The following is a 21,804-nucleotide window of genomic DNA, read 5'->3' on the forward strand; positions in this document are numbered from 1 at the left end:
GCGCCGCAGGCGCTGGAGGTCAGACAGGGCCCACGCCGAGCGCGAGATTGCTCAGCACCCGGACGCCGACCGCGAGCGCCCGCTCGTCGATGTCGAAGGTCGGCTGGTGCAGATCCAGCTGTTCGCCCTCGCCGGACCAGACGCCGAGGCGCGCCATCGCGCCCGGCACCTCCTCCAGGTACCAGGAGAAATCCTCGCCGCCGCCGGACTGCGGAGTGTCGGCCAGCGCGTCGGGGCCCAGTGCGCGAATGGCGTCCTCGAAGAGGCGGGTGGAGTGCTCGTCGTTGACCACGGGCGGCACGCCGCGCCGGTAGTTCAGCTGGTAACGCACGCCCGTCGGGGCGAGCAGGCCGTCGACGATCTCCCGCACCATCGGCTCCAGCAACGACCAGGTCGCGTGATCTCCGGTGCGGATGGTGCCGGTGAGCATGCCGGTCTGCGGGATGGCGTTCGGCGCCTTTCCCGCGCTCACCGCGCCCCACACCATCACGGTGCTGGTGCGCGGGTCGATCCGGCGGCTGAGCAGGCCGGGCAGGCCGGTGATGACCGAGCCGATCGCGTAGACCAGGTCGCTGGTCAGATGCGGACGCGAGGTGTGGCCGCCGGGCGAATCGAGCACCAGCTCGATGGTGTCGGCGGCGGAGGTGATCGCACCGACCCGGATGCCGATCCGGCCGACCTCCAGGCGCGGGTCGCAGTGCAGCGCGAAGATCCGCTCCACGCCCGTCATCGCGCCCGCGGCGACCACATCGATCGCGCCGCCCGGCATGACCTCCTCCGCGGGCTGGAAGACCAGCCGCACGCCGACCGGCAGCTGCGGCACCTCGGCCAGCGCCAGCGCCGTGCCGAGCAGGATGGTGGTGTGCGCGTCGTGGCCGCAGGCGTGCGAGACGCCGGGAACCGTCGAAGCGAAGGGCAGTCCGGTGAACTCCTGCAGCGGCAGCGCGTCCATGTCGGCGCGCAGGCCGATCCGCGGTCCTTCCGGTCCGATGTCACAGATCAGGCCGGTGCCGCCGGGCAGCACCTGTGGCGTCAGACCCGCCTTGGTCAGCCACGCCGAGACGAACTCGGTGGTGCCGAACTCGGTACGGGACAGCTCCGGATTCGCGTGGATGTGCCTGCGCCATTGGACGAGATCGACCGTGTGATCGGCCAGCCACGACTCCACCGCTTCGCGCCCTGATCCCCCGGTCTCCGACACTGCGGAGCTGCCGTGGCCCTCCGTGGCCACACGGACGCCCACCTCCGGGCCCGTCGCCGGCGCCGCAGAACGGCCGGTTGTGCTCACCGAATGTCCTCCTGTCGTTGAACTAGCCGTTGCAACAACCTGTCTCTATGGATGTCATCGCGGGCGACGGCGATTGCGGTACGCGCGAGCGCGAGCGCACCGTCGAGGACCGCACGATCCGCCGAGGCGTTGACGCTGGCCGCGGCGAAGCCTGGCTGATGTGTCACCGCACCACCGGCATCTATGCCGATGACCGGGTGGATGCCCGGAATGACATTGGTGACGTTCCCCATATCGGTGCTGCCCAGCGGCCGCTGCGCCTCGAACTCCGGAGCGAGCGGCACGCGTCCCAATCCGGCGAGCTGCTCGCGATAGACGAGCAACAACTCCGGATCCGGGGTCAGCTCGGTGTACGTCGGCGCGAGCGTCCGGATTTCGTGGGTGCAGCCGGTCGCGAGGGCGCCCGCCTCGAAACAAGCCGACGCTCGTCGCATCAGATCATCGAGGGATGCGGAGTCGACTGCGCGTAGGTAATACAGCAGTTCCGCACGTCCGGGCACGATGTTGGGAGCTACGCCACCGTCGCCGACTATACCGTGCAGTTGCTGGCCGGGCAGGAGATGTTGCCGCAGCAACCCCAGGGCGACCTGCGCGACGGTGACCGCGTCGCCCGCGTTGCGCCCCTGCTCAGGGGCCGCGCTGGCGTGCGCCTCGCGCCCGTGGAAGACCACCGACAGGTCGGCCAGAGCCAGCGAGCGGGCGCCGACGATGTCGAGCGGGCCTGGATGCACCATCATCGCCATCGCGACGTCGTCGAACACGCCGCGTTCCAGCATGAGCACCTTCCCACCGCCGCTCTCCTCGGCGGGTGTGCCGAACACCAGCACGGTGAGGTCGAGCGCGTCGGCGACCTCGGCGAGACCGAGCGCGGCGCCGACCGCGGAGGCGGCAATGATGTTGTGCCCGCAGGCGTGGCCGATCTCGGGCAGCGCGTCGTACTCGGCGCAGATGCCGACGGTCAGCGAGCCGCTGCCGTAGCGCGCACGGAAAGCCGTCGGCAGTTCCGCGACCCCGGCCTCGATCTCGAAGCCGCGCTCGGCCAGCGGAGCGATGGTCTTGGCGACGCTGCGGGTCTCCTCGAACGCCAACTCCGGTTCGTCGTGGATGGCGTGCGAGAGCGCGACCAACTCGGCGGCCGCCGCCCGGATCGCGGCGTCACCGCGCGCGACAGCGTCGACCTCGCACACGGCGTTGCCGTCGTGTTGCGTTCCCTGACGCCCGCCGCGCGGTGATGACATGCAACACAGTCTCGCACTGTGTTGGTTTTTCAGCGCCTTCGGCGCTGAGTGTTCGCGGCCCCTTTGTGGCTCGCGTGTGCGCGACCGCCGCTTGCTCCTTCGCCGCCTACGCGGCGGCCGCGCACACGCGAGCCGGGCCGCGAACGGCGGATGCTCGGTCTCGCTTCGCTCGAAACACGTGGTGGCGGTGCGCTGGGCGCGTTGGTGCCGGAGCCCGGTATCAGGTGCACGCTGTGTGGGGCGGGCTGGTTTGCGGCTCGGGCGGGCTGCTCGGGCGGGCTGGTTGTCGGCTCGGGCGGGCTGCTCGTTTGCTCCCACGGCGTCCAGTTGTCGGCCGCGCAAACGCGAGCCCGGCCGTGGACGGAGGATGGGCGGTCGCTTCGCCCGAAAGACGGGGTCGAGGTTCGCTGAGCTTCCACTCACGCGGCGACCGCCCGCAAAGCTCCGACGGCACCGCGGTCACGCTTCGCCAGAGACGCGGTGCGGCCGGCCTCCGGGTGCGTGGGCGATCGGGCCGGCCGGACGCGGCGGCACCGGCGTTGTCCGCGAATGCGGGTCAACTGGTGGCGAAGGCCAGGTTCTCCGGGGTGGTCGGCACCGCGAGGCCGGCCAGTGCCTTCGCGTGCAGGGCGCGCTTGATCACCGGCAGGTTGGGCTTGCGGTTGCTCGCCAGCGTCGCCGCGCGCTGGACGGCGGTCGCGAGCAACTCGTCGGCTTCGGCCTTGCCGTCCACGATGCCCGCGGCGATCGCCTCGTCGGCCGGGTAGCGGTGGCCGGTGGTCATCGCCTGCACACACACCTGGTTGGTCAGCCGCTCGGTGAGCAGAGCGTTCATCCCGATGGTGAACGGCATGCCCAGGTGCACCTCGGGCAGGCAGTAGAAGCCGCGATCGGCGCGCATCACCCGGAAGTCGTGCGAAGTGGCCAGCATGGCGCCCGCGCCGAAGGCATGGCCGTTGATCGCCGCGACGGTCGGCAGCGGGAAAGCGAGCAGGCGGGTGTAGAGCGAGTGCACGCGATCGAGATAGCCGTGCATCTTGTCCAGATTGCCGAACAGCCAATCCGTGTCGAGACCGTTGCTGAAGAACTTCCCCGTCGCCGTCGTCACCAGCGCGGCAGGCCCCGTGGAACTCTCGACCTCGTCGAGCAGCCCGTGAAACGCGTCGATCCAATCCGGGTGGAATCGGTTCTCGCTGTCCGTCTGCCCCTCGGCCCCGAGGTAGACGACGAACACTTCACCTTGGCGTTCCAGATACGGCATGCGGTGCAGCGTAACGGGCCGCGCCCGACGCCCCTACTCACGGGTAGCACTCACCCCGCAGACCACGACGCCCAACCGCTCCCCCGGTGATCACCGGTCCACCGCACGGCTTCCGAGCCGCCCCCTGCAACCCAGGAGCAGTCGAACCCCGACGCGCCCAGCGCACCCCCAACCACGACTTCCGAGCCGAACGAGACCAAGCATCCGGCCTTCGCCGTCCTCCGCGTTTCGCGACCGACGCTCAACGCGACAAGGCCACAAGCGGCGCTCGCGCAACGGCAGCGACGCCAGGGCCGCAAACACCCATTGCAGGCCCGGCCGAACAAACCCGCCATCCGACCCGCGCCCTGCGTCCAGGCGTCCGAACACCGACACGCCCAGCGCACCACAACCCACGACTTTCGAGCGAAGCGAGACCAGCCATCCGCCGCAGCTCGCGTGCGCGCCGTTTGGACATGAACACAAGAGCTTCGCGAACACCGAGTGCGAGGCCCGGCCGAACAAACCGACTTCTGAACCGCGCGCCCTGTGTCCCAGCGTTCGATCACCAACGCGCCCGGCTCACCGCAACCACGTCTTTCGAGCGAAGCGAGACCGAGCATCCGCCGTTCGCGGCCCGGCTCGCGTGTGCGCGGCCGCCGCGTACGCGACGAAGGAGCAAGCGGCGGTCGCGCACACGCGAGCCATAAAGGGGCCGCGAACACCCAGCGCCGCAGGCGCTGGAATCCACTATCGTGACGATCATGCTTGCCGAACAGGCCGCTGAGGCGATCGCCGAACGTACGGGAGTGTCACGTCACCGGATCGCGGTGGTGCTGGGATCCGGTTGGCAGGACGCGGCCGCGGAGATCGGGGCGCCGCGGGCGTCGGTGCCGATGCCGGAGCTGCCCGGTTTCGGGACGCCGACCGCACAGGGCCACGTCGGCGTGATCCATTCCGTTCAGGTGGACGACAACGACGTGCTGCTCCTGATGGGCCGCCAGCACCTCTACGAGGGATATCAGCCCGCCGATGTGGTGCACCCGGTGTCGGCGGCCGTGGCGGCGGGCGCGGAGATCGTCGTGCTGACCAACGCGGCGGGCGGTATCCGGTCCGGCCTTCGGGTGGGTGAGCCGGTGCTGATCAGCGACCATCTCAACTTGACCGGCCGGACGCCGCTGGCCGGCGCGACCTTCGTCGACCTGGTCGACGCCTGGGATCCGCAGTTGCGGGCGCTGGCCAGGGAGATCGATCCGAGCCTGACCGAGGGCGTGTACGCGGGCCTCACCGGGCCGCAGTACGAGACGCCCGCCGAGATCCGGATGCTTGGCACGATCGGCGCGGATCTGGTCGGCATGTCCACGGTGCTGGAGGCGATCGCCGCTCGCGCGCTCGGCGCGCGGCTGCTGGGCATCTCGCTGGTCACCAACTTGGCCGCGGGGGTGACGGGCGCGCATCTGTCCCATGCGGAGGTGCTCGCCGAAGGGCATGCCGCCGCGCCCCGGCTCGGCAAGCTGCTGCGCGGCGTGCTGGAACGGGTCTAGATGCTGCGCTTCGGCACGGCCGGCCTGCGCGGGCCGTTGCGCGACGGCCCGGACGGCATGAACGTCACCACGGTGAGCCGCGCGACGGCGGGGCTCGTGGCGTGGCTGCGTGACCGCTGCCTGGGCGGCGGCGCGGTGGTCGTCGGCCGCGACGCCAGGCACGGTTCCGCCGAGTTCGCCGTGGCGACCGCGGAGATCTTCGCCGCGGCGGGCTTCCCCGTGACGCTGCTGCCGCGTCCGCTGCCGACGCCCGTGGTCGCGTACGCGGTGCGTGAGCTGGGGGCGGTCGCGGGCGTGCAGATCACGGCCTCGCACAATCCGGCCACCGACAACGGCTACAAGGTCTACCTCGACGGCGGATCCCAGCTGATCGCCCCGGCCGACGCCGAGATCGAGCGCTGCATCGAGGCCGTCGCCGAGCCGATCGATCGCCTGCCGGTCACCCCTGCCGACGACGACGTGGTGCGCCGCTATCTGCGGCGCGTCGCCGAATTGCCCGCCTGGATCGGCGGACCGGGCGAGCGCGCGAACGTCCGGATCGCGCTCACCCCGCTGCACGGCGTCGGCGGCGAACTCGCCGTCGAAGCGCTCCGCGCGGCGGGATTCTCCGACATCCACGTGGTCCAGGAGCAGTTCGCACCGGATCCCGACTTCCCGACCGTCGCGTTCCCGAACCCGGAGGAACCCGGCGCGACCGACCTGCTGCTGGCGACGGCGGCTCGGGTCGGCGCCGACGTGGCGATCGCGCTGGACCCGGACGCGGACCGCTGCGCGGTGGGCGTTCCGGGGGCGGACGGCGCCTGGCGGATGCTGCGCGGCGACGAGACCGGTGTGCTGCTCGGCGACTGCGTGCTGCGCACCGCCCCGGACGGCGCGCTGGTGGCGACGACCATCGTGTCCTCGCGACTGCTGTCGAAGCTGGCCGCGGCGCGGGGCGGCCGCTACGCGGAGACGCTCACGGGATTCAAATGGCTGGCCCGCGCGGGCGACGGTTTGGTCTACGCCTACGAGGAGGCGATCGGCCACTGCGTCGACCCGGCGGCGGTCAGAGACAAGGACGGGATCTCCGCCGCCGTGCTGGCCGCGGACCTGGTGGCCCGGCTGAAGGCGGCGGGCCGCGACCTGAACGACGAACTCGACGACTACGCGGTGGAATTCGGCCTGCACGCGGGCGAGCAGGTGTCGTTGCGGCTGGCCTCCTCCGCCGAGGCGGCGGCCGCGGTCGAGCGGTTGCGGGCCGATCCGCCGGGCGAGATCGCCGGCGAGCCGATGGAGTACACCGATCAACTCCTGGTGCGGGGCCGCATGCGGACCGACGCGCTCGTCTTCCAGGGCGTTTCGTCCCGCGTGGTGGTCCGCCCTTCCGGCACCGAACCGAAGCTCAAGTGCTACTTGGAGGTGGTCGAACCGGTCGGCTCGCGTGCCGATCTCCCCGCCGCGCGAGCCGCCGCGCGCGAACGCCTCTCGGCGCTGCGCGAGTTCTGCCGGAAGTTCTGACCCGGAAACGCTTCAGCGCGGGCCGAATTGCCTGTCGCCCGCGTCGCCGAGGCCGGGCACGATATACGCGTTCTCGTTCAGGCCCGCGTCGACCACGGCGGTGACCAGCCGCACCGGCAGGCCCGAATCAGATAGCGTCGCAATGCCTTCCGGGGCGGCGACGACGCACACCGCGGTGATGTCGGTGGCGCCGCGCGCCGCGAGCAGTTCGAGGGTGTGCCGCATGGAGCCGCCAGTGGCCAGCATCGGGTCGAGCACGAAGACCGGCAGTCCGGCGAGATCCGCGGGCAGCGATTCCATGTACGGCACCGGCAGGTGCGTGTCCTCGTCGCGGGCGATTCCGACGAATCCGATTCCGGCGTCCGGGATCAGCTCGGCGGCCGCGTCCACCATGCCGAGTCCGGCGCGCAGCACCGGAACCAGCAGCGGCGGGTGGGCCAGGCGGAAGCCTTCGGTGGGAGCGACCGGTGTGGCGATCTCGAAGCGCTCCACCTCCGCCTCGCGCAGCGCCTCGTAGATCAGGATTCCGGTCAGATCCCGCAGTGCGGCACGGAAAGCCGGATTCGGCGTACGCTCGTCCCGCATCGTGGTGAGCAGGGCGGCGACGAGTGGATGGTCCACGGTGTGGGTGCGCATGAGGGAACGATAAGGTCGGTCGCGGGCGCGCCGCCGGACGCCACCGAACTTTTTCTCGATGCGGCGGAACCGAAACGCAACCGCGCGCGTCGAACCAAGTGGATGACGTACTCTGCCTGGGAACAACAGATGGGGGAAGCTCTGATGCGAAAGATGTCGGCGGACACCGAAGGCATCGCTGCCTATGGCGCGACCGCCCACGTCATGGCCGGTGAGATGGCGGCGGCGGGGGTGAGCGCGGCGGCCGCCGAGCCCGCGTTGCTCGGCCCGATCATGGGCCTGATCGGCGGTGACTTCATGGCGGCCTACGCCGCGGCGCACGCCGGGCACGTCGCCTCGATCGGTCAGCTGTCGGCGGTGCTGACCAGCATGGGCGGCGCTGCCACCGGTGCTGCGGCCGTCCTCACCGAGACCGACGCCGCCCACGCGGGCGCGCTGCGGAGCGCGGCCGCCGAGCTGGAGTGAGCGCGTGATCGATGTCAACGCACTGGCCCAGCCGATCCTGGACCTGCTCGCCAGCTTCGGCAGCGGTGTGCTGCCCTCCGGCGGTCCCACCGACGCGCTGCGCAGCACCTCGACCGCGGTCGACCGGATCCATCAGATGGGCCGCGACAGCATCAACGGGATGAACGACGCGTGGGACGGCCGCGCCGCCGACGCGGCCACGGCGAAGGCGCTGCGGGTGCAGACCTCCGCGGCGACCATCTCCGATCGCGGCAACGAGATGGCCACGGTCGTGAACCAGGCCGCGGGCGAGGTCGAGACGGGCCAGAAAGAGCTCACCGATATCGCGCAGTCCTTCGTGAACACCGCGGCGAGCATGGGCCCGGTCCTGGCGACGCCGGAGGGGCTGACGGTGCTCGTCGGTTCGGCGATCGACCATCTCAACCAGGCGCTCACTGTCGTCGGCCGGGTGCAGAACGAGTTGCAGACGCACACCGCGTCGATGAACGACCTGACCCCGCCGCCGCCGACCCCCTCGCTCGCCGGTGTGCCCGCCGCGGGCGTGCAGCAAGCGGCGTCCGCCGCCTCCGGCGTGCTCAACGGTGCGGGCTCGCTGCTGAGCACCGTGATGGCCACACCCACCCAGTCGCAGTCCACACGCAGTTCCCGCGGCACGCCGGGCACGTCGGGCACGCCTCGGCCCGACACGGGTTCGTCGGGGGCGCCCGACGACGGCAAGGGCGTGAAGATCACGCTGCCCGACGGCAGTGTCGTGGAGGCCCCCAACGAGCAGGCCGCCACGGCGGTCCGGTCGGCGATCGGCGCCGTCGGCACGCCCTACGTCTGGGGCGGCAACACCCCGGGCGCGGGATTGGATTGCAGCGGGCTCACCAAATACGCCTACGGCGAGGCGGGCGTCGACCTGCCCAGGCTCGCGTGCGACCAGGGCAACGGGGCAACACCGGTGTCGGCCGGTGACCTGATGCCGGGCGACCTCGCGATCTGGGACGGCCACGTGGCCATGGTGATCGGCAACGGACAGTTCGTCGAGGCGGGTGACCCGGTCCAGATCAGCTCGATTCGAACGGAGAACTCAGGCATGGACTTCTACGGTTTCTACAGGCCGACGGCATGACCCGACCACAAGTCCCCAATGTCACGGTGGCGGCGAGCAGCAACCGCTCGGGCACCATCTCGGTGCGCGCCACCGATCAGGGCATGCCGGTGGAGATCAAGTTCGAGCGCAGCGAATACCGCTACGGCGCACAGTCGCTCGCGAACGAGATCCTGCGGCTCACCCAGCGTTCCGCCATCGCGGCGCGGGCGCGGCGGCGCGAACTGCTCGCCGAGGCGGGCATGCCGTCGGACATCCTCGACCGGCTCGGCCTGCCCACCCGCCAGCAGGCGGTCGACGAGCTGGACCGGATCGACGACGCGGACACGGGACCGACGAGCTGGATGAGGCCGGTATGAGTGCGGAAATGGACGCCCTGGTCGCGTCGGCCACCCAGAAACTGGAGGCGCTGGAAGCCGCGCTGTACGGGCTGAAGCAGGTGCGTGGGCGGTTCACCTCGCCGGACGGCGCGGTGAGCGTCGAGGTCAACAGCGACGGCGCGCTGGTCGGCCTGACCTTGGCGGAATCGGTCACCTCGCTGCCGCCCGCCGAGGTCGGGCAGCTGATCGTCTGGGCGTGCAGGCAGGCCGCCGAGGACGCCGGCGCGCAGCGGTCCAAGGTCGTTGCGACACTGAACGAGTCGTTCGTGCCCGCCGCGGCGCCGCCCGCGGGCACGAATGGGGGCGGGCCGGATAGTGCCTGACGCGGAAGGTCGATAGGCTTCCGCACATGGCTTCTGGAGACATCGTCCCGATCGAGCTCGGCCTGACCGACGGCGATCTCGTCACCCTGTGGGCACCGCGCTGGCGAGACGGTGACGACGAGTGGGAGGCGTTCCTCGGGCACGAGGACGCCCTCTACGGTTTCGAGTCCGTGGCGGAGCTGGCCGCATTCATCCGAACCAACGCCGACAACGACCTCGTGGACCATCCGGCCTGGAAGGTTGTCGCGGGTCTGTCGGCGGTCGAACTGGAGCCGGAGGAGAACTTCTCCTTCGATCTGGTCGCGGTGCCGGAGCTGGCGGCGGGCGAGCCCGACGTCGACACCGTCGCCGAGCTGGAGGACACGCTCAGCATGGTCCGCAACATCGGCGAGGTGTGCGAACTCGAGACGGTGACCAAGTTCTTCGGTTCGCATCCGGTGCTCGGCGCGCTGCCCGGCGGCGTCAACGCGTTCGTCGGTCGCGACGGCGAAGAGTTGTGGGACCAGATCGGCGCGGCCATCGCCAAGGGCTGGGACGACGTACTCGACGCCATCGACTCCGTGGTGCGGACGCCCGAGGTCGACGCCGAGGCGGTCGCGGTGGCCGAGGCGGAGTTGCTGGCCGCCGAGGAGAACGTGGTCGACGCCGACGACGCGGCCGACAGCGACGAGGACGAGGAGTTCGAGCCGGTCGACCTCGACGCAGAAGACGAGGACGACGACGAGGAAGACGAGGACGAGTCGTTCTGGCACGAGGTCGGCATCGACCCGGTCAAGATCATCACCTCGGAGGGCAGCGTCTTCACGCTGCGCTGTTACCTCGACGACGAGCCGATCTTCCTCGGCTCAAAGGGCTCGATCACCGTGTTCTCCTCCGAGCGCGCGCTGGCCCGCTACCTCGCCGACGACCACGAGCACGATCTGGCGCGCGTGAGCACCTTCGCCGACGTGCAGACCGCGGCGGTGGACGGCTCGCTGGAGGTCGAGGTCACCGACGAGAACGTCTACGTGCTGCCCGGCCTGGCCGAGGACCTGGCCGAAGGCCCGGAGGCGGTCGACATCGAACAGCTGGACCTGGCGGTCGAGCTGTTCACCGACGCCGCCGACTACGCCGACGACGACACGGTGGAACAGGCCCTGGCCCAATCCACCCCGCTGGGCTGGTATGTCTCCTACCTGCTCAATCCGGATCCCACCCGGTTGGCGCCCAACCCGCCGTTCACCGCCGAGGCCCAGGCGTGGCGGGAACTGGAACGCAACCTGGAGTCCCGGCTCGACAAGCAGTAACTAGGCCAGCCGGATCCAGACCTGCTCGGCCTGCCCGAGCAGGCGTTGGTCCGCGCCGTAGACGGCGGTCGAGGCCCAGCATTTGCGGCCCTGTTCGCCGTGGAATTCGCCCACCACGACGCAGCGCTCGTCGACCTGCGGAATGCCGTGCACGGTGGCGGTCATCGACCCGAGCAGCGCGGGACGTTCGAGCATGCCGGGCAGCGACCAGCCGCCGGGGCAGTCCATCGCGGCCCACAGCAGCGGCGGCCCCAGCGGCACGGTGGCGTCGGGCACCCACGGCGCGGCCACTCGGTGGTCATCGAGTCGGCCGGGTTCGATGCGCAGCCCGTCGGCCCGGCCGCTGCCGCAGACGAAGCAGGACGCGAACATCTCGATGCTCGTGTAGCTGCGCGTCGCCTCGACCGCGTCGTCGAACGCGACATGACGCGGGGCGTCGCGTTCGAGTTCGCCGCTCTTGGACTCGGCGATCAGCGTGTCCCCGTCGTAGAGCCGTTCGTCCCGCACGGCCAGCGGCGTCTCCAGCGGCGGCGGACTGCGCAGGATCACGGTGACGGTCTGCTCGTCGCGCTGGTCGGCGAGCAGACCGGCCACGTAACCGCCGTTGCCGGAGTCGGGCGGACCGTTGAACCGGCGGGGGATGCGCAAAGTCGCCATGATCGCCACGCTAGCGAACCGTTTGCCGACCGGGCTGCGGAACCTTACCGCCGACCGCTTCCGTAGCGAACCGGTTACCGGCCCGCTTGCGCGACCTCGCCGCCGGCCGTTTTCGTTGCCGCACGGTGATCCGCGACCGCCTCCGGCGCGCGTGTCCGCTATCCGATGAGCACCGCGTATCCGGGCTTGATGATGTCGTCGATGATCCGCAGCCGTTCGGGGAACGGGATGAACGCCGATTTCATGGCGTTGATGGTGAACCGTTCCAGGTCGCTCCAGCCATAGCCGAACGTCTCGACCAGCTTCAGCATCTCCTGGCTCATGCTGGTGTCGCTCATCAGCCGGTTGTCGGTGTTCACCGTGACGCGGAAACGCAGTCGGGCCAGCAGGTCGAACGGGTGCTTGTCCAGCGAGGGCACCGCGCCGGTCTGCACGTTCGACGACGGACACAGCTCCAGCGGGATGCGCATGTCCCTGACGTAGTTGGCGACCGGCCCGAGCTGTGCGTCCTCGATCGCACCGGGCACGCTGATGTCGTCGGTGATCCGCACGCCGTGGCCGAGCCGGTCGCAGCCGCAGAACGCGAGCGCCTCGTGGATGGACGGAAGACCGAATGCCTCGCCGGCGTGAATGGTGAAGTGCGCGCTGTTGGCGCGCATGTATTCGAACGCGTCCAGATGCCTGCTCGGCGGGTAACCGGCCTCCGCGCCCGCGATGTCGAAACCGCCCACCCCGCGATCGCGGAAACGCACCGCGAGCTCCGCGATCTCTCGGGAGCGCGCGGCATGCCGCATCGCGGTGAGCAGGCAGGTCACCACGATCGGATGGCCGCTCTCGGCGGCGGCCGCCTCGCCTTCGCGGAATCCGGCCAGCGTGTGCTCGACCACCTCGTCCAGCGTGAGTCCGCGCTCCAAGTGCTGTTCGGGGGCGAACCGGACCTCCGCGTAGACGACGCCGTCGGCGGCGAGGTCCTCGGCGCATTCGCGGGCGACCCGGCGCAGGCCCTCCGGGGTCTGCATCACCGCGACGGTGTGCGCGAAGGTTTCCAGGTACCGTTCCAGCGATCCGCTGTCGGCCGCGTCGCGGAACCAGGCCGCCAGCGACGCCTCGTCGTGGGCGGGTAGCTCCTGGTAGCCGCAGTGCGCGGCTAGTTCCAGCACCGTCGCGGGCCGCAGGCCACCGTCGAGGTGGTCGTGCAGCAGCGCCTTCGGCGCTTGGCGGATCGAGGCGAGGGTCAGAGGCATCGGTCCAGTCATGTAACGACGGTAGCCGCAGCGCGCCGAAACGGCAGCCGACTCGGGTGGCAACCACCATCTCGTTGCCCGCCGGATGCGGGCCGGTCCACAACCGGACACCGCCCGGTCCTGCCTCACACCACCGGCCCCAACACGCCCGCGCGAACGCGTGCGGCCGCCACCAGGCGGCGGGCGGCACGCTTCGGCGCCGAATCGTACGGCGAGCGCGGTGCTCCGAACACTCCCTCGCGCGTGAAGTCTGACTCTCGCCGCACGGACGAGCTTCCGTGCAGCCGTGGTCGAGAGACGCCCTCATCGGCCCCGCGCTGCTGCGCCTCGAACGCGAGTACGGCAAGGCCGCCGGTGCGTGCGACGGTCGCAGACCGGCAATGCCCGGGCGATGCTCGGCGGCCGCAGGGTCAGCGCGGAGGCAGAGACCGGCGAGCGATTCGGGACACCATTGCCCGCGACAACCCCGGATGACTCAGGACAAGATGCGGTCGAGAACCAACGAGTCCGGAGCGGACGCGGCATCGGTTCCGATCGTGACGGCGTCGCGTAAGGCCGCGATGGCCCCGGGAAACGCCGCGGGCGTATCGGTGTGCAACGTGAGCAGCGGCTGACCTGCCGTCACGGCGTCACCGGGCTTGGCGTGCATCTCGACACCCGCGCCGAACTGCACGGGATCGCCCTGACGCGCCCGGCCCGCACCGAGGCGCCAGGCGGCGATGCCGACGCTCAGCGCGTCGAGCCGGGTCAGCACGCCGTCGGCGTCGGCGCGCACGGTCTCGGTGTGCTTCGCGGTGGGCAGCTTCGCGTCCGGGTCGCCGCCCTGGGCGCGGATCATCGCGCGCCAGTGATCCATCGCCCTGCCGTCGGCCAGCGCGTCGGCGGGATCGGCGTCGAGACCGGCCAGCGCGACCATCTCACGAGCCAACGCGATGGTCAGCTCGACGACGTCGGCGGGGCCGCCGCCCGCGAGCACCTCCACCGATTCCGCGACTTCCAGGGCATTGCCCGCGGTGCGGCCGAGTGGGGTGTCCATGGCGGTGAGCAGGGCAATCGTCCGCACGCCCGCGTCGGCGCCGAGCTCGGCCATCGCGGTGGCCAGCTCGCGCGCCCCGTCAAGGGTCTTCAAGAAGGCGCCGGAGCCCACCTTGACGTCCAGCAACAGCGCAGCGGTGCCCTCGGCGATCTTCTTGCTCATGATCGAACTGGCGATCAGCGGGATCGACTCGACCGTGCCGGTGACGTCGCGCAACGCGTAGAGCCGCCGGTCCGCGGGCGCGAGGTCGGCGCCCGCCGCGCAGATCACCGCACCGATGCCGGGATCGGCCAGCAGCTCGCGCATCCGCGCCGCGGGCACGTCCGCCTGCCAGCCGGGAATCGATTCCAGCTTGTCCAGGGTGCCGCCGGTGTGCCCGAGACCGCGCCCGGACAACTGCGGCACCGCCGCGCCGCACGCCGCGACCAGCGGCGCGAGCGGCAGCGTGATCTTGTCGCCCACCCCGCCGGTGGAGTGCTTGTCCACCGTCGGGCGTGGCAGGCCGGTGAGGTCCATGCGCCGCCCGGAGGCGATCATCGCGGCGGTCCACCGCGCCGTCTCCCGCCGCGTCATCCCGCGCCAGACGATCGCCATGGCCAGCGCGGACATCTGCTCGTCGGCCACCGCGCCGCGGGTGAAGCCGTCGATCACCCAGTCGATCTGCGCGTCCGACAACTCGCCGCCGTCGCGCTTGGTGGTGATGATCGAAACCGCGTCCAGTGCCGTCACGGTCGACAGTCTGGCACGGGCCGACGCGCGCCCGGGTTCTCGCCGATGGGACGAAACCACCATCCGGCACCTTTCCGGGCGCGCCGGACCCCCGATCGGCCGGGTCGATCGCGCCGGGAGGCCCGCGGCCGCGAGTCAGGGCCAAGTCGATCTCGGTGTCGTGGCGGTCGATGCGGGGAGGCCCGCAGCCGCGAGCGAGGGGCACCACCGGCAGCAGCACACGCGTCGCCGGTGTACTCGCTCAGACCTGCCCGGCGTCCAAGTCGTCGGGACCGAACGCGTCCGGCAGCAGCGTGCGCAGCGGCACCGGCCCGGCCTTGTGGTCGACCAGGAGATCGGCCCCGCCGTGCTCGTGCAGCAATTGGCGGCAGCGCCCGCAGGGCATCAGGATTTCGCCGCGAGAATCCGTCACGGAGATCGCCCGCAGACGTCCCCCACCCCCCGAAATCAAGTTACCGATGAGTACACATTCGGCACACAGGCCCAAACCGTATGAGACATTTTCCACATTGCAACCGCTCACCACGCGGCCATCGGCACTGAGAGCCGCGGCGCCGACCGGAAACCGCGAGTACGGCGCATAGGCGTTGCGCATAACTTGAAACGCGCTGGCCCGCAATAATTTCCAGTCGATTTCCGGCAAAAACAACCCCTCTCGGACCGACCCGATCACGGCCGTGCGAAGGCCACGACGGAACCTCGCACCCATCAAGAAAGGTAAGCCTAACCCGATCCGGTGTCGCGCAACGCACGGTACGCCGAATTAGTTCCGGGATTGCTGGAGGATTAGAGTCCAGAACAGATCGGTTCAGGTTCCCTGCGACGGGCCGGAGTACAGCCACCTGGGCATTCGCCCGCCACGCCGTCGGCGTCGGACCTGCGACCGGGTCCATCAACGACGTTGGAGGCACCGCACTCTATGACCACGATTGAAGCTCCGGCCCAGCCGAAGCGGAAGACGCTGTACCGAGGCGACCCTGGCATGTGGTCGTGGGCGCTGCACCGGATCACCGGCGTCACCATCTTCTTCTTCCTCTTCGTCCACGTGCTGGACACCGCCCTGGTGCGCGTGAGCCCGGACACCTACAACGAAGCGATCGAGACCTACAAGACGCCCATCGTGGCGTTGATGGAGATGGGCCTGGTCGTCGTCGTCCTGTTCCACGCGCTCAACGGCGTCCGCGTGATCCTGGTGGACTTCTGGTCCAAGGGCCCGAAGTACCAGCGGCTGATGCTCTGGATCATTCTCGCGATCTGGTTCCTGCTGGCCGTTCCCGCGATCGGGCGCCAGTTCTTCTACCTGTTCACGGAGCACTGAAATGAGCGCACCTGTCATCGGTAAGTCCTATGACCGTCCGGCCAGCCTGGACCTGCCCCGCTCGCCGCGCGCGCGCTCGAACAACAACTTCGAGAAGTACGCCTGGCTGTTCATGCGCTTCTCCGGCCTGCTGCTGATCGTGCTGGTACTCGGCCACATGGCGATCATGCTGCTGCTCGACGGCGGCGTGAAGCGGCTCAACTTCGCCTTCGTCGCAGGCCGCTGGTCCAGCCCGTTCTGGCAGTTCTGGGACCTGACCATGCTGTGGCTGGCCCAGCTGCACGGCGGCAACGGCCTGCGCACGGTCATCGACGACTACTCCCGCAAGGACTCGACCCGCTTCTGGCTCAAGACCCTGCTTGCCGTCTCGATGATCCTGATCATGGGCGTGGGCACCTACGTCATCTTCACCTTCGACCCCAACATCAGTTAGGAACAGGCCCCCTCGCATGAGTGAGCGCAGCGAACGAACCATCGGGACTGGTGAATCTCGTCCTGTCCAGGAGCACCGCTACGACGTCGTCATCGTCGGCGCGGGCGGCGCGGGCATGCGCGCCGCGATCGAGGCCGGCCCGCGGGTTCGGACGGCGGTGCTGACCAAGCTGTACCCGACGCGCAGCCACACCGGCGCGGCGCAGGGCGGCATGTGCGCCGCGCTGGCCAACGTCGAAGAGGACAACTGGGAATGGCACACCTTCGACACGGTCAAGGGTGGTGACTACCTGGTCGACCAGGACGCCGCGGAGATCATGGCCAAGGAGGCCATCGACGCGGTGCTCGACCTGGAGAAGATGGGCCTGCCGTTCAACCGGACGCCCGAGGGCAAGATCGACCAGCGCCGCTTCGGCGGGCACACGCGCGATCACGGCAAGGCCCCGGTCCGCCGGGCGTGCTACGCCGCCGACCGCACCGGCCACATGATCCTGCAGACGCTGTACCAGAACTGCGTCAAGCACGACGTGGAGTTCTTCAACGAGTTCTACGTGCTGGACCTGGTGCTCACCGAGACCGATCGCGGCCCGGTCGCCACCGGCGTGGTCGCCTACGAGCTGGCCACCGGTGACATCCACGTCTTCCACGCCAAGTCGATCGTGTTCGCGACCGGCGGCTCGGGCCGGATGTACAAGACCACCTCGAACGCGCACACCCTGACCGGCGACGGCATGGCGATCGTGTTCCGCAAGGGCCTGCCGCTGGAGGACATGGAGTTCCACCAGTTCCACCCGACGGGCCTGGCCGGGCTCGGCATTCTGATCTCCGAGGCGGTCCGCGGCGAGGGCGGCATCCTGCGCAACGCCGACGGCGAGCGGTTCATGGAGCGCTACGCCCCCACCATCAAGGACCTCGCGCCGCGCGACATCGTCGCCCGCTCGATGGTGCTCGAGGTGCTGGAGGGTCGCGGCGCGGGACCGAACAAGGATTACGTCTACATCGACGTGACCCACCTCGGCGAGGACGTGCTCGAGGAGAAGCTGCCCGACATCACCGAGTTCTCCCGCACCTACCTGGGCGTGGACCCGGTGAAGGAATTGGTGCCGGTGTTCCCCACCTGTCACTACGTGATGGGCGGCATCCCGACCCGCATCCGCGGCGAGGTGCTGCGCAACAACAGCGACATCGTCCCCGGCCTCTACGCCGCGGGTGAGTGCGCGTGCGTCTCGGTGCACGGCGCGAACCGTCTGGGCACCAACTCGCTGCTGGACATCAACGTGTTCGGCCGCCGCGCCGGCATCGCCGCCGCGGAGTACGCGCAGCGCAGCGAGTTCGTCGAGCTGCCGGAGAACCCGGCGGGGATGGTGCAGGACTGGCTGGCCCAGCTGCTGAGCGAGCACGGCGACGAGCGGGTCGCCGACATCCGCACCGAGCTGCAGCGGTCGATGGACAACAACGCCTCGGTGTTCCGCACCGAGGACACGCTCAAGCAGGCGCTCACCGACATCCACGCGCTCAAGGAGCGTTACGCGCGGATCACCGTGCAGGACAAGGGCAAGCGCTACAACAGCGACCTGCTCGAGGCCGTCGAGCTCGGCTTCCTGCTCGAGCTGGCCGAGGTCACCGTGGTCGGCGCGCTCAACCGGAAGGAATCGCGCGGCGGCCATGCCCGCGAGGACTACCCGGACCGCGACGACGTCAACTTCATGCGCCACACCATGGCCTACAAGGAAGGCTCGGAGCTCCTTTCGGACATCCGCCTGGACTTCAAGCCGGTGGTGCAGACCCGTTACGAGCCGATGGAGCGTAAGTACTGATGACTGCTGTTGCCGAAGCACCCTCTTCGCAGACGCCCGCTCCGGTCCCCGAGGGCTCGGTGATGATCACCGTGAAGGTGGCCCGGTTCAACCCGGAGGACGACAAGGGCGCGCACTGGGAGTCCTTCCAGGTGCCGGTCCTGCCGACCGACCGCTTCCTGAACGTGCTGATCTACATCAAGTCCTACCTGGACGGCACGCTCACCTTCCGTCGTTCGTGCGCGCACGGCGTGTGCGGTTCGGACGCCATGCGGATCAACGGTGTCAACCGGCTGGCCTGCAAGGTGCTGATGAAGGACATGCTGCCCAAGGAAGGCAAGTCGATCACCGTCACCGTCGAGCCCATCCGAGGCCTGCCCGTGGAGAAGGACCTCGTGGTGAACATGGAGCCGTTCTTCGACGCGTTCCGCGCGGTGAAGCCCTACCTGATCACCTCGGGTAACGAGCCCACCCGCGAGCGCATCCAGAGCCAGGCCGACCGCGCCCGGTTCGACGACACCACCAAGTGCATCCTGTGCGCCTGCTGCACCACCTCCTGCCCCGTGTACTGGAGCGACGGCAGCTACTTCGGCCCGGCCGCGATCGTGAACGCCCACCGCTTCATCTTCGACAGCCGCGACGAGGGCGCCCGCGAACGCCTCGACATCCTCAACGACGTCGAGGGCGTCTGGCGCTGCCGCACCACCTTCAACTGCACCGACGCCTGCCCCCGCGGCATCGAGGTCACCAAGGCCATCCAGGAAGTCAAGCGAGCCTTGCTGTTCACCCGCTGATTTCACGGATCCAGCCGAACCGAAGGCCGCCTCCATCAATGCGATGGAGGCGGCCTTCGCCGTTTGTGAGGGGGACTGCCCGCATCGGCGGTCGCCGGCATTCGCAGCCTGGCGACCAGTACGTGGCGTACTTGACGTACTTGTAGAAGGGCGGGATTATGGAGACGCAGCGATTCTGGAGGTGACCGATGTCAGCGGTGCACTATGACAGCTACACCGACGCGCGTGCCCATCTCAAAGAATTGTTGGATGCTGCCGTACGAGGACGTGTGGCGACGGTACGGCGCGACGCCGAGTACGCCGCGGTGGTCGATGCTGAACGGCTCCGCTACATGCTTGCGAAGGTTTGCCCGTCCGGTGCGGAAGTGGTTGCCGAGAACGGGGGATGGTCGGTGTTCCTACCAGGGTTGCCGGTGGCCGCTGACGGCAGCACGCTCGATGAAGCCATAGACGAGACGATCGCCGCGTTGCGCGAATACGCCGAGGACTGGCAAACCAGGCTCCGCGATGCACCGAACCATCGGGAGAACTGGGGCCTCATTCAGCTGATCGGCCTGAGCAACGACGCCCAACTTCGGGAATGGCTGGTCGGAGCCGCCGGATGACCTGGCCGCAGCCGACTCGCAAACGCCACGAACAGTTTTGCGAAATCGAGGGGTGGGAGCGGATACGGGATGCACGAGGCCGCACTGGAACCCACCACATCACTTACGAATTGGGCCTACCGGACGGCCGAATTCTGCGCACACGCATCTCCCATCCCGTCGATCGCACAACTTACGGCTCTTCCCTGTGGGCGCACATCTTGCGGGACCAGCTGGACGTAACGGAGGATTCGTTCTGGGAATGCGTCTTGAACGATGTGCTGCCGAACCGCGGTGTTCCAGAAAAGCCCAAGTCATCATTGCCCATCGACCTCGTGCACTTGCTGATTCAGCGAGTCGGTCTCACCGAGGACGAAATCGCCCTGATGACCCGGGAGGAAGCGATCACTCGCATACAGCGGTTCTGGACCGAAGGCCGCTGAAACCAGATTGCCGACCACGGCGCCCCGGGAATGCTCGAGCAAGAAGTCGAGCGAGCGTCCTTCATCCGTCAGACCGTTCTTCGAGCGTTGCCGCGAGGGCCGAGGCGAGGGCGGCCACGGCGCGATCGTCGTCGCGGGCCAGTTGACGCAGGGTATTCAGCGCGATGGCGCCCGGCATCTCGGCGAGCGCTTGGGTCAGGCGTAGCCGCACCGCTGAATCACCCTTGTGTTCGTTCAGCTCGTCGGCCAGCGCGCTGATGATCCGGCCGGCCCACTCCGGGTCGCGCGCCAGCGTCCCCAGGATCTCGGCCGCCTCGACATCGTTCGGGCCCTCGACCACTGTGCCGACGAGCGCGGGCACGGCCAGTGTCATGCCGCGCGCGCCCAAGGAGAGAGCGGCACGTCTGCGGACCGTCGCGTCCGGGTCATCGAGCGCGCTGGTGAGCGCCGCCGTGGTCTCGTCGCCCGGTAGTTCGGCGAGCGCCAGGACCGCGCGCCGCCGGATGTCGACGTTGTCGGAGGCCAGGCCGGCCGCCACGCTCGCCGCACTGTCACCGCCGGCTCGCGCGAGCGCCCACCGCAGTGCCCCGGCCACGTACGGATCGGATTCGGTGAGCACCGCCTCGGCCAGCAGTTCGGCGGGTACCGACACGTCCTCGGCCGGGGCCAGGACCGCCTGCTGTCGTTGGGCGGCGTCCGGCGAACCGAGCCCGCGCAGGAGTTCGACGATGCGCAGGGCGTCTTGCCAGCCGGACGGTTCGGCGGCATCGACCCTGCGCAGTCGCTCGAGCAGTTCCCGCTCTCGGTTCAGTCGTTCTTCTGTTTTCCGGATGAGGTCGCCGACCAGCGCGGACGGTGTGAATCCCGCGTCGTCGAGCGCGCGTCCGATCTGGCTCAGCGACATTCCCAGGGACCGCAGCCCCTCCACATGGAAGATGCGCCGGATGTCCTCCGGGGAGTATTCCCGGTAGCCGCCCACGGTGCGGCCGGTCGGTCGCACCAGCCCGAGGGAGTCGTAATGCCGGAGCATCCGCGCGCTCACCCCCGAGCGCCGCGCCACCTCACCGATCAGCACGCAGTTGTCTCCTCCCGATCCGGACCGAGCGCGACAACCCGTTTCGCCTGATCGACGGCGAGGTCGAATCCGGCCTCCGGATCGCGCAGGAGTCGCTCGGTGGCGCTCGCATGCGCACGCACCACCGGGTCGTCGCTCGCCGTCGCCGCCCGGAGGACCGGCTCGACCACGTCACCCAGCGCGACGAGAGCGCGGCTCAGGCTCAACCGTACGTCCCGGTCACCGCGCCCGAACTGCGTGGCCAGCTCCGCGGCCAGACTTTCCTTGTCCCCCTCGGGCGCGAGGACGACGGCAGCGCGCCAAGCGGTCCGGGCTACCTCGTCATCGGCATCGTGCAGCAAGGACCGCGTGATCGCGGGCCAGGCGTCCTGGTCGCCGATCTTGGACAACGTGTGCAGCGCCTGACTGCGCGCCTGAGGACGCTCCGAACCCAGCTCCGCGCGGAGTTTCGGCACCGTGATCGCCGATGGCAGCCGCGTCAGCGCCCACGTGAGCATGTCGCGCACGAAGAAGTCCGGCTCGATCGCGCATCGTTCGATCAGCGCGTCGACGAAACCGGGATCGGGATGCGTGCCGATCGCGAGGGCTGCCTCGAGCCGCGTCGATGAGTTCTTCGCCGCCAATGCGCCGAGCAGTCGGGTGTGTTGTGGATTGCTGTGTGTCGAATTGATGGGGACCACCTCCGACAGCCAGTGAAGGCCTTGAC

Annotated in this window: 23 protein-coding genes; 13 read left to right on the plus strand and 10 right to left on the minus strand. The window is 69.4% G+C overall.

Annotated elements, in window-relative coordinates:
* Positions 1–19: 19 nt before the first annotated feature.
* The 3 genes from U3653_RS16130 to U3653_RS16140 all read right to left on the minus strand — a co-directional run bounded on the left by U3653_RS16130 (position 20) and on the right by U3653_RS16140 (position 3,787).
* Complete coding sequence (locus tag U3653_RS16130; RefSeq protein ID WP_397070889.1) at positions 20–1,168, minus strand: M20 family metallopeptidase; 1,149 nt, start codon at positions 1,166–1,168, stop codon at positions 20–22.
* Between the two features lie 116 nt (positions 1,169–1,284).
* Entirely contained in the window at positions 1,285–2,526 is a 1,242-nt protein-coding gene (locus tag U3653_RS16135; RefSeq protein ID WP_195080520.1) for a M20 family metallopeptidase, read from the minus strand.
* Between the two features lie 556 nt (positions 2,527–3,082).
* Positions 3,083–3,787 carry an enoyl-CoA hydratase-related protein gene (locus tag U3653_RS16140; RefSeq protein WP_195080519.1) on the minus strand — a complete coding sequence of 235 codons (705 nt, stop codon included), beginning with the start codon at positions 3,785–3,787 and terminating at the stop codon, positions 3,083–3,085.
* Between the two features lie 743 nt (positions 3,788–4,530).
* Here U3653_RS16140 and U3653_RS16145 point away from each other — a divergent pair.
* Together U3653_RS16145 and U3653_RS16150 are read left to right on the plus strand one after the other, a co-directional pair.
* Positions 4,531–5,310, plus strand: a complete 780-nt coding sequence (locus tag U3653_RS16145) for a purine-nucleoside phosphorylase (RefSeq protein ID WP_195080518.1) — start codon at positions 4,531–4,533, stop codon at positions 5,308–5,310.
* Positions 5,311–6,807 (plus strand): phospho-sugar mutase, encoded by a 1,497-nt coding sequence (locus U3653_RS16150; protein WP_195080517.1) that lies wholly within the window; start codon positions 5,311–5,313, stop codon positions 6,805–6,807.
* Between the two features lie 12 nt (positions 6,808–6,819).
* Here the strand turns inward: U3653_RS16150 and upp are convergent, their stop codons facing one another.
* Positions 6,820–7,443 (minus strand): uracil phosphoribosyltransferase, encoded by a 624-nt coding sequence (gene upp / locus U3653_RS16155; RefSeq protein ID WP_195080516.1) that lies wholly within the window; start codon positions 7,441–7,443, stop codon positions 6,820–6,822.
* 144 nt (positions 7,444–7,587) lie between these two features.
* Between upp and U3653_RS16160 the strand changes: the two genes are divergently transcribed.
* From U3653_RS16160 to U3653_RS16180, 5 genes are read left to right on the plus strand one after another with little or no spacing between them, the layout of a single operon-like run.
* On the plus strand, positions 7,588–7,908 hold the full coding sequence (locus U3653_RS16160; protein WP_195080515.1) for a hypothetical protein: 321 nt from the start codon (positions 7,588–7,590) through the stop codon (positions 7,906–7,908).
* A gap of 4 nt (positions 7,909–7,912) precedes the next feature.
* Complete coding sequence (locus U3653_RS16165) at positions 7,913–9,022, plus strand: C40 family peptidase (protein WP_195080514.1); 1,110 nt, start codon at positions 7,913–7,915, stop codon at positions 9,020–9,022.
* Entirely contained in the window at positions 9,019–9,360 is a 342-nt protein-coding gene (locus U3653_RS16170) for a hypothetical protein (protein WP_067803443.1), read from the plus strand. Before U3653_RS16165 ends, U3653_RS16170 begins: the two co-directional genes overlap by 4 nt.
* Positions 9,357–9,704 carry a YbaB/EbfC family nucleoid-associated protein gene (locus U3653_RS16175; RefSeq protein ID WP_195080513.1) on the plus strand — a complete coding sequence of 116 codons (348 nt, stop codon included), beginning with the start codon at positions 9,357–9,359 and terminating at the stop codon, positions 9,702–9,704. The genes U3653_RS16170 and U3653_RS16175 overlap by 4 nt, the downstream gene beginning before the upstream one ends.
* Positions 9,705–9,730: 26 nt before the next feature.
* Complete coding sequence (locus U3653_RS16180; protein WP_195080512.1) at positions 9,731–10,990, plus strand: SatS C-terminal domain-containing protein; 1,260 nt, start codon at positions 9,731–9,733, stop codon at positions 10,988–10,990.
* Here U3653_RS16180 and U3653_RS16185 read toward each other — a convergent pair whose 3' ends face one another.
* The 4 genes from U3653_RS16185 to U3653_RS16200 all read right to left on the minus strand — a co-directional run bounded on the left by U3653_RS16185 (position 10,991) and on the right by U3653_RS16200 (position 15,299).
* Positions 10,991–11,647: a hypothetical protein gene (locus tag U3653_RS16185; protein WP_195080511.1), complete on the minus strand. Its 657-nt coding sequence runs from the start codon at positions 11,645–11,647 to the stop codon at positions 10,991–10,993. It abuts the gene before it with no gap.
* Between the two features lie 158 nt (positions 11,648–11,805).
* Positions 11,806–12,903: an adenosine deaminase gene (locus tag U3653_RS16190; protein WP_195080510.1), complete on the minus strand. Its 1,098-nt coding sequence runs from the start codon at positions 12,901–12,903 to the stop codon at positions 11,806–11,808.
* Between the two features lie 463 nt (positions 12,904–13,366).
* A complete protein-coding gene (locus U3653_RS16195) occupies positions 13,367–14,656 on the minus strand; it encodes a thymidine phosphorylase (protein WP_195080509.1) in 1,290 nt (429 codons plus the stop codon).
* A 241-nt stretch (positions 14,657–14,897) separates the two neighbouring features.
* The gene (locus U3653_RS16200) at positions 14,898–15,299 is read right to left on the minus strand and encodes a cytidine deaminase (protein ID WP_195080508.1); all 402 of its coding nucleotides are present in this window, start codon (positions 15,297–15,299) and stop codon (positions 14,898–14,900) included.
* 276 nt (positions 15,300–15,575) lie between these two features.
* Between U3653_RS16200 and sdhC the strand changes: the two genes are divergently transcribed.
* The 6 genes from sdhC to U3653_RS16230 all read left to right on the plus strand — a co-directional run bounded on the left by sdhC (position 15,576) and on the right by U3653_RS16230 (position 20,023).
* Positions 15,576–15,974: a succinate dehydrogenase, cytochrome b556 subunit gene (gene sdhC / locus U3653_RS16205; protein ID WP_083863252.1), complete on the plus strand. Its 399-nt coding sequence runs from the start codon at positions 15,576–15,578 to the stop codon at positions 15,972–15,974.
* Position 15,975: 1 nt separating this feature from the next.
* A complete protein-coding gene (locus U3653_RS16210) occupies positions 15,976–16,407 on the plus strand; it encodes a succinate dehydrogenase hydrophobic membrane anchor subunit (protein WP_039796191.1) in 432 nt (143 codons plus the stop codon).
* Between the two features lie 16 nt (positions 16,408–16,423).
* Positions 16,424–18,223, plus strand: a complete 1,800-nt coding sequence (gene sdhA / locus U3653_RS16215; RefSeq protein WP_195080507.1) for a succinate dehydrogenase flavoprotein subunit — start codon at positions 16,424–16,426, stop codon at positions 18,221–18,223.
* Positions 18,223–18,996, plus strand: coding sequence for a succinate dehydrogenase iron-sulfur subunit (locus tag U3653_RS16220; RefSeq protein ID WP_195080506.1), 774 nt, complete (start codon positions 18,223–18,225; stop codon positions 18,994–18,996). The genes sdhA and U3653_RS16220 overlap by 1 nt, the downstream gene beginning before the upstream one ends.
* A gap of 188 nt (positions 18,997–19,184) precedes the next feature.
* Positions 19,185–19,601 (plus strand): RelB antitoxin-like protein, encoded by a 417-nt coding sequence (locus U3653_RS16225; protein ID WP_195080505.1) that lies wholly within the window; start codon positions 19,185–19,187, stop codon positions 19,599–19,601.
* Positions 19,598–20,023 (plus strand): cytotoxic translational repressor of toxin-antitoxin stability system, encoded by a 426-nt coding sequence (locus U3653_RS16230; RefSeq protein ID WP_195080504.1) that lies wholly within the window; start codon positions 19,598–19,600, stop codon positions 20,021–20,023. Before U3653_RS16225 ends, U3653_RS16230 begins: the two co-directional genes overlap by 4 nt.
* A 61-nt stretch (positions 20,024–20,084) precedes the next feature.
* Here U3653_RS16230 and U3653_RS16235 read toward each other — a convergent pair whose 3' ends face one another.
* Together U3653_RS16235 and U3653_RS16240 are read right to left on the minus strand one after the other, a co-directional pair.
* Positions 20,085–21,098 carry a MerR family transcriptional regulator gene (locus U3653_RS16235; protein WP_195080503.1) on the minus strand — a complete coding sequence of 338 codons (1,014 nt, stop codon included), beginning with the start codon at positions 21,096–21,098 and terminating at the stop codon, positions 20,085–20,087.
* A complete protein-coding gene (locus tag U3653_RS16240; protein WP_323124647.1) occupies positions 21,092–21,778 on the minus strand; it encodes a HEAT repeat domain-containing protein in 687 nt (228 codons plus the stop codon). Before U3653_RS16240 ends, U3653_RS16235 begins: the two co-directional genes overlap by 7 nt.
* Positions 21,779–21,804: the final 26 nt, after the last annotated feature.

Origin of the sequence: Nocardia implantans (genome assembly GCF_035544775.1) — a bacterium.
In the GTDB taxonomy this organism is placed as follows: domain Bacteria; phylum Actinomycetota; class Actinomycetes; order Mycobacteriales; family Mycobacteriaceae; genus Nocardia; species Nocardia implantans.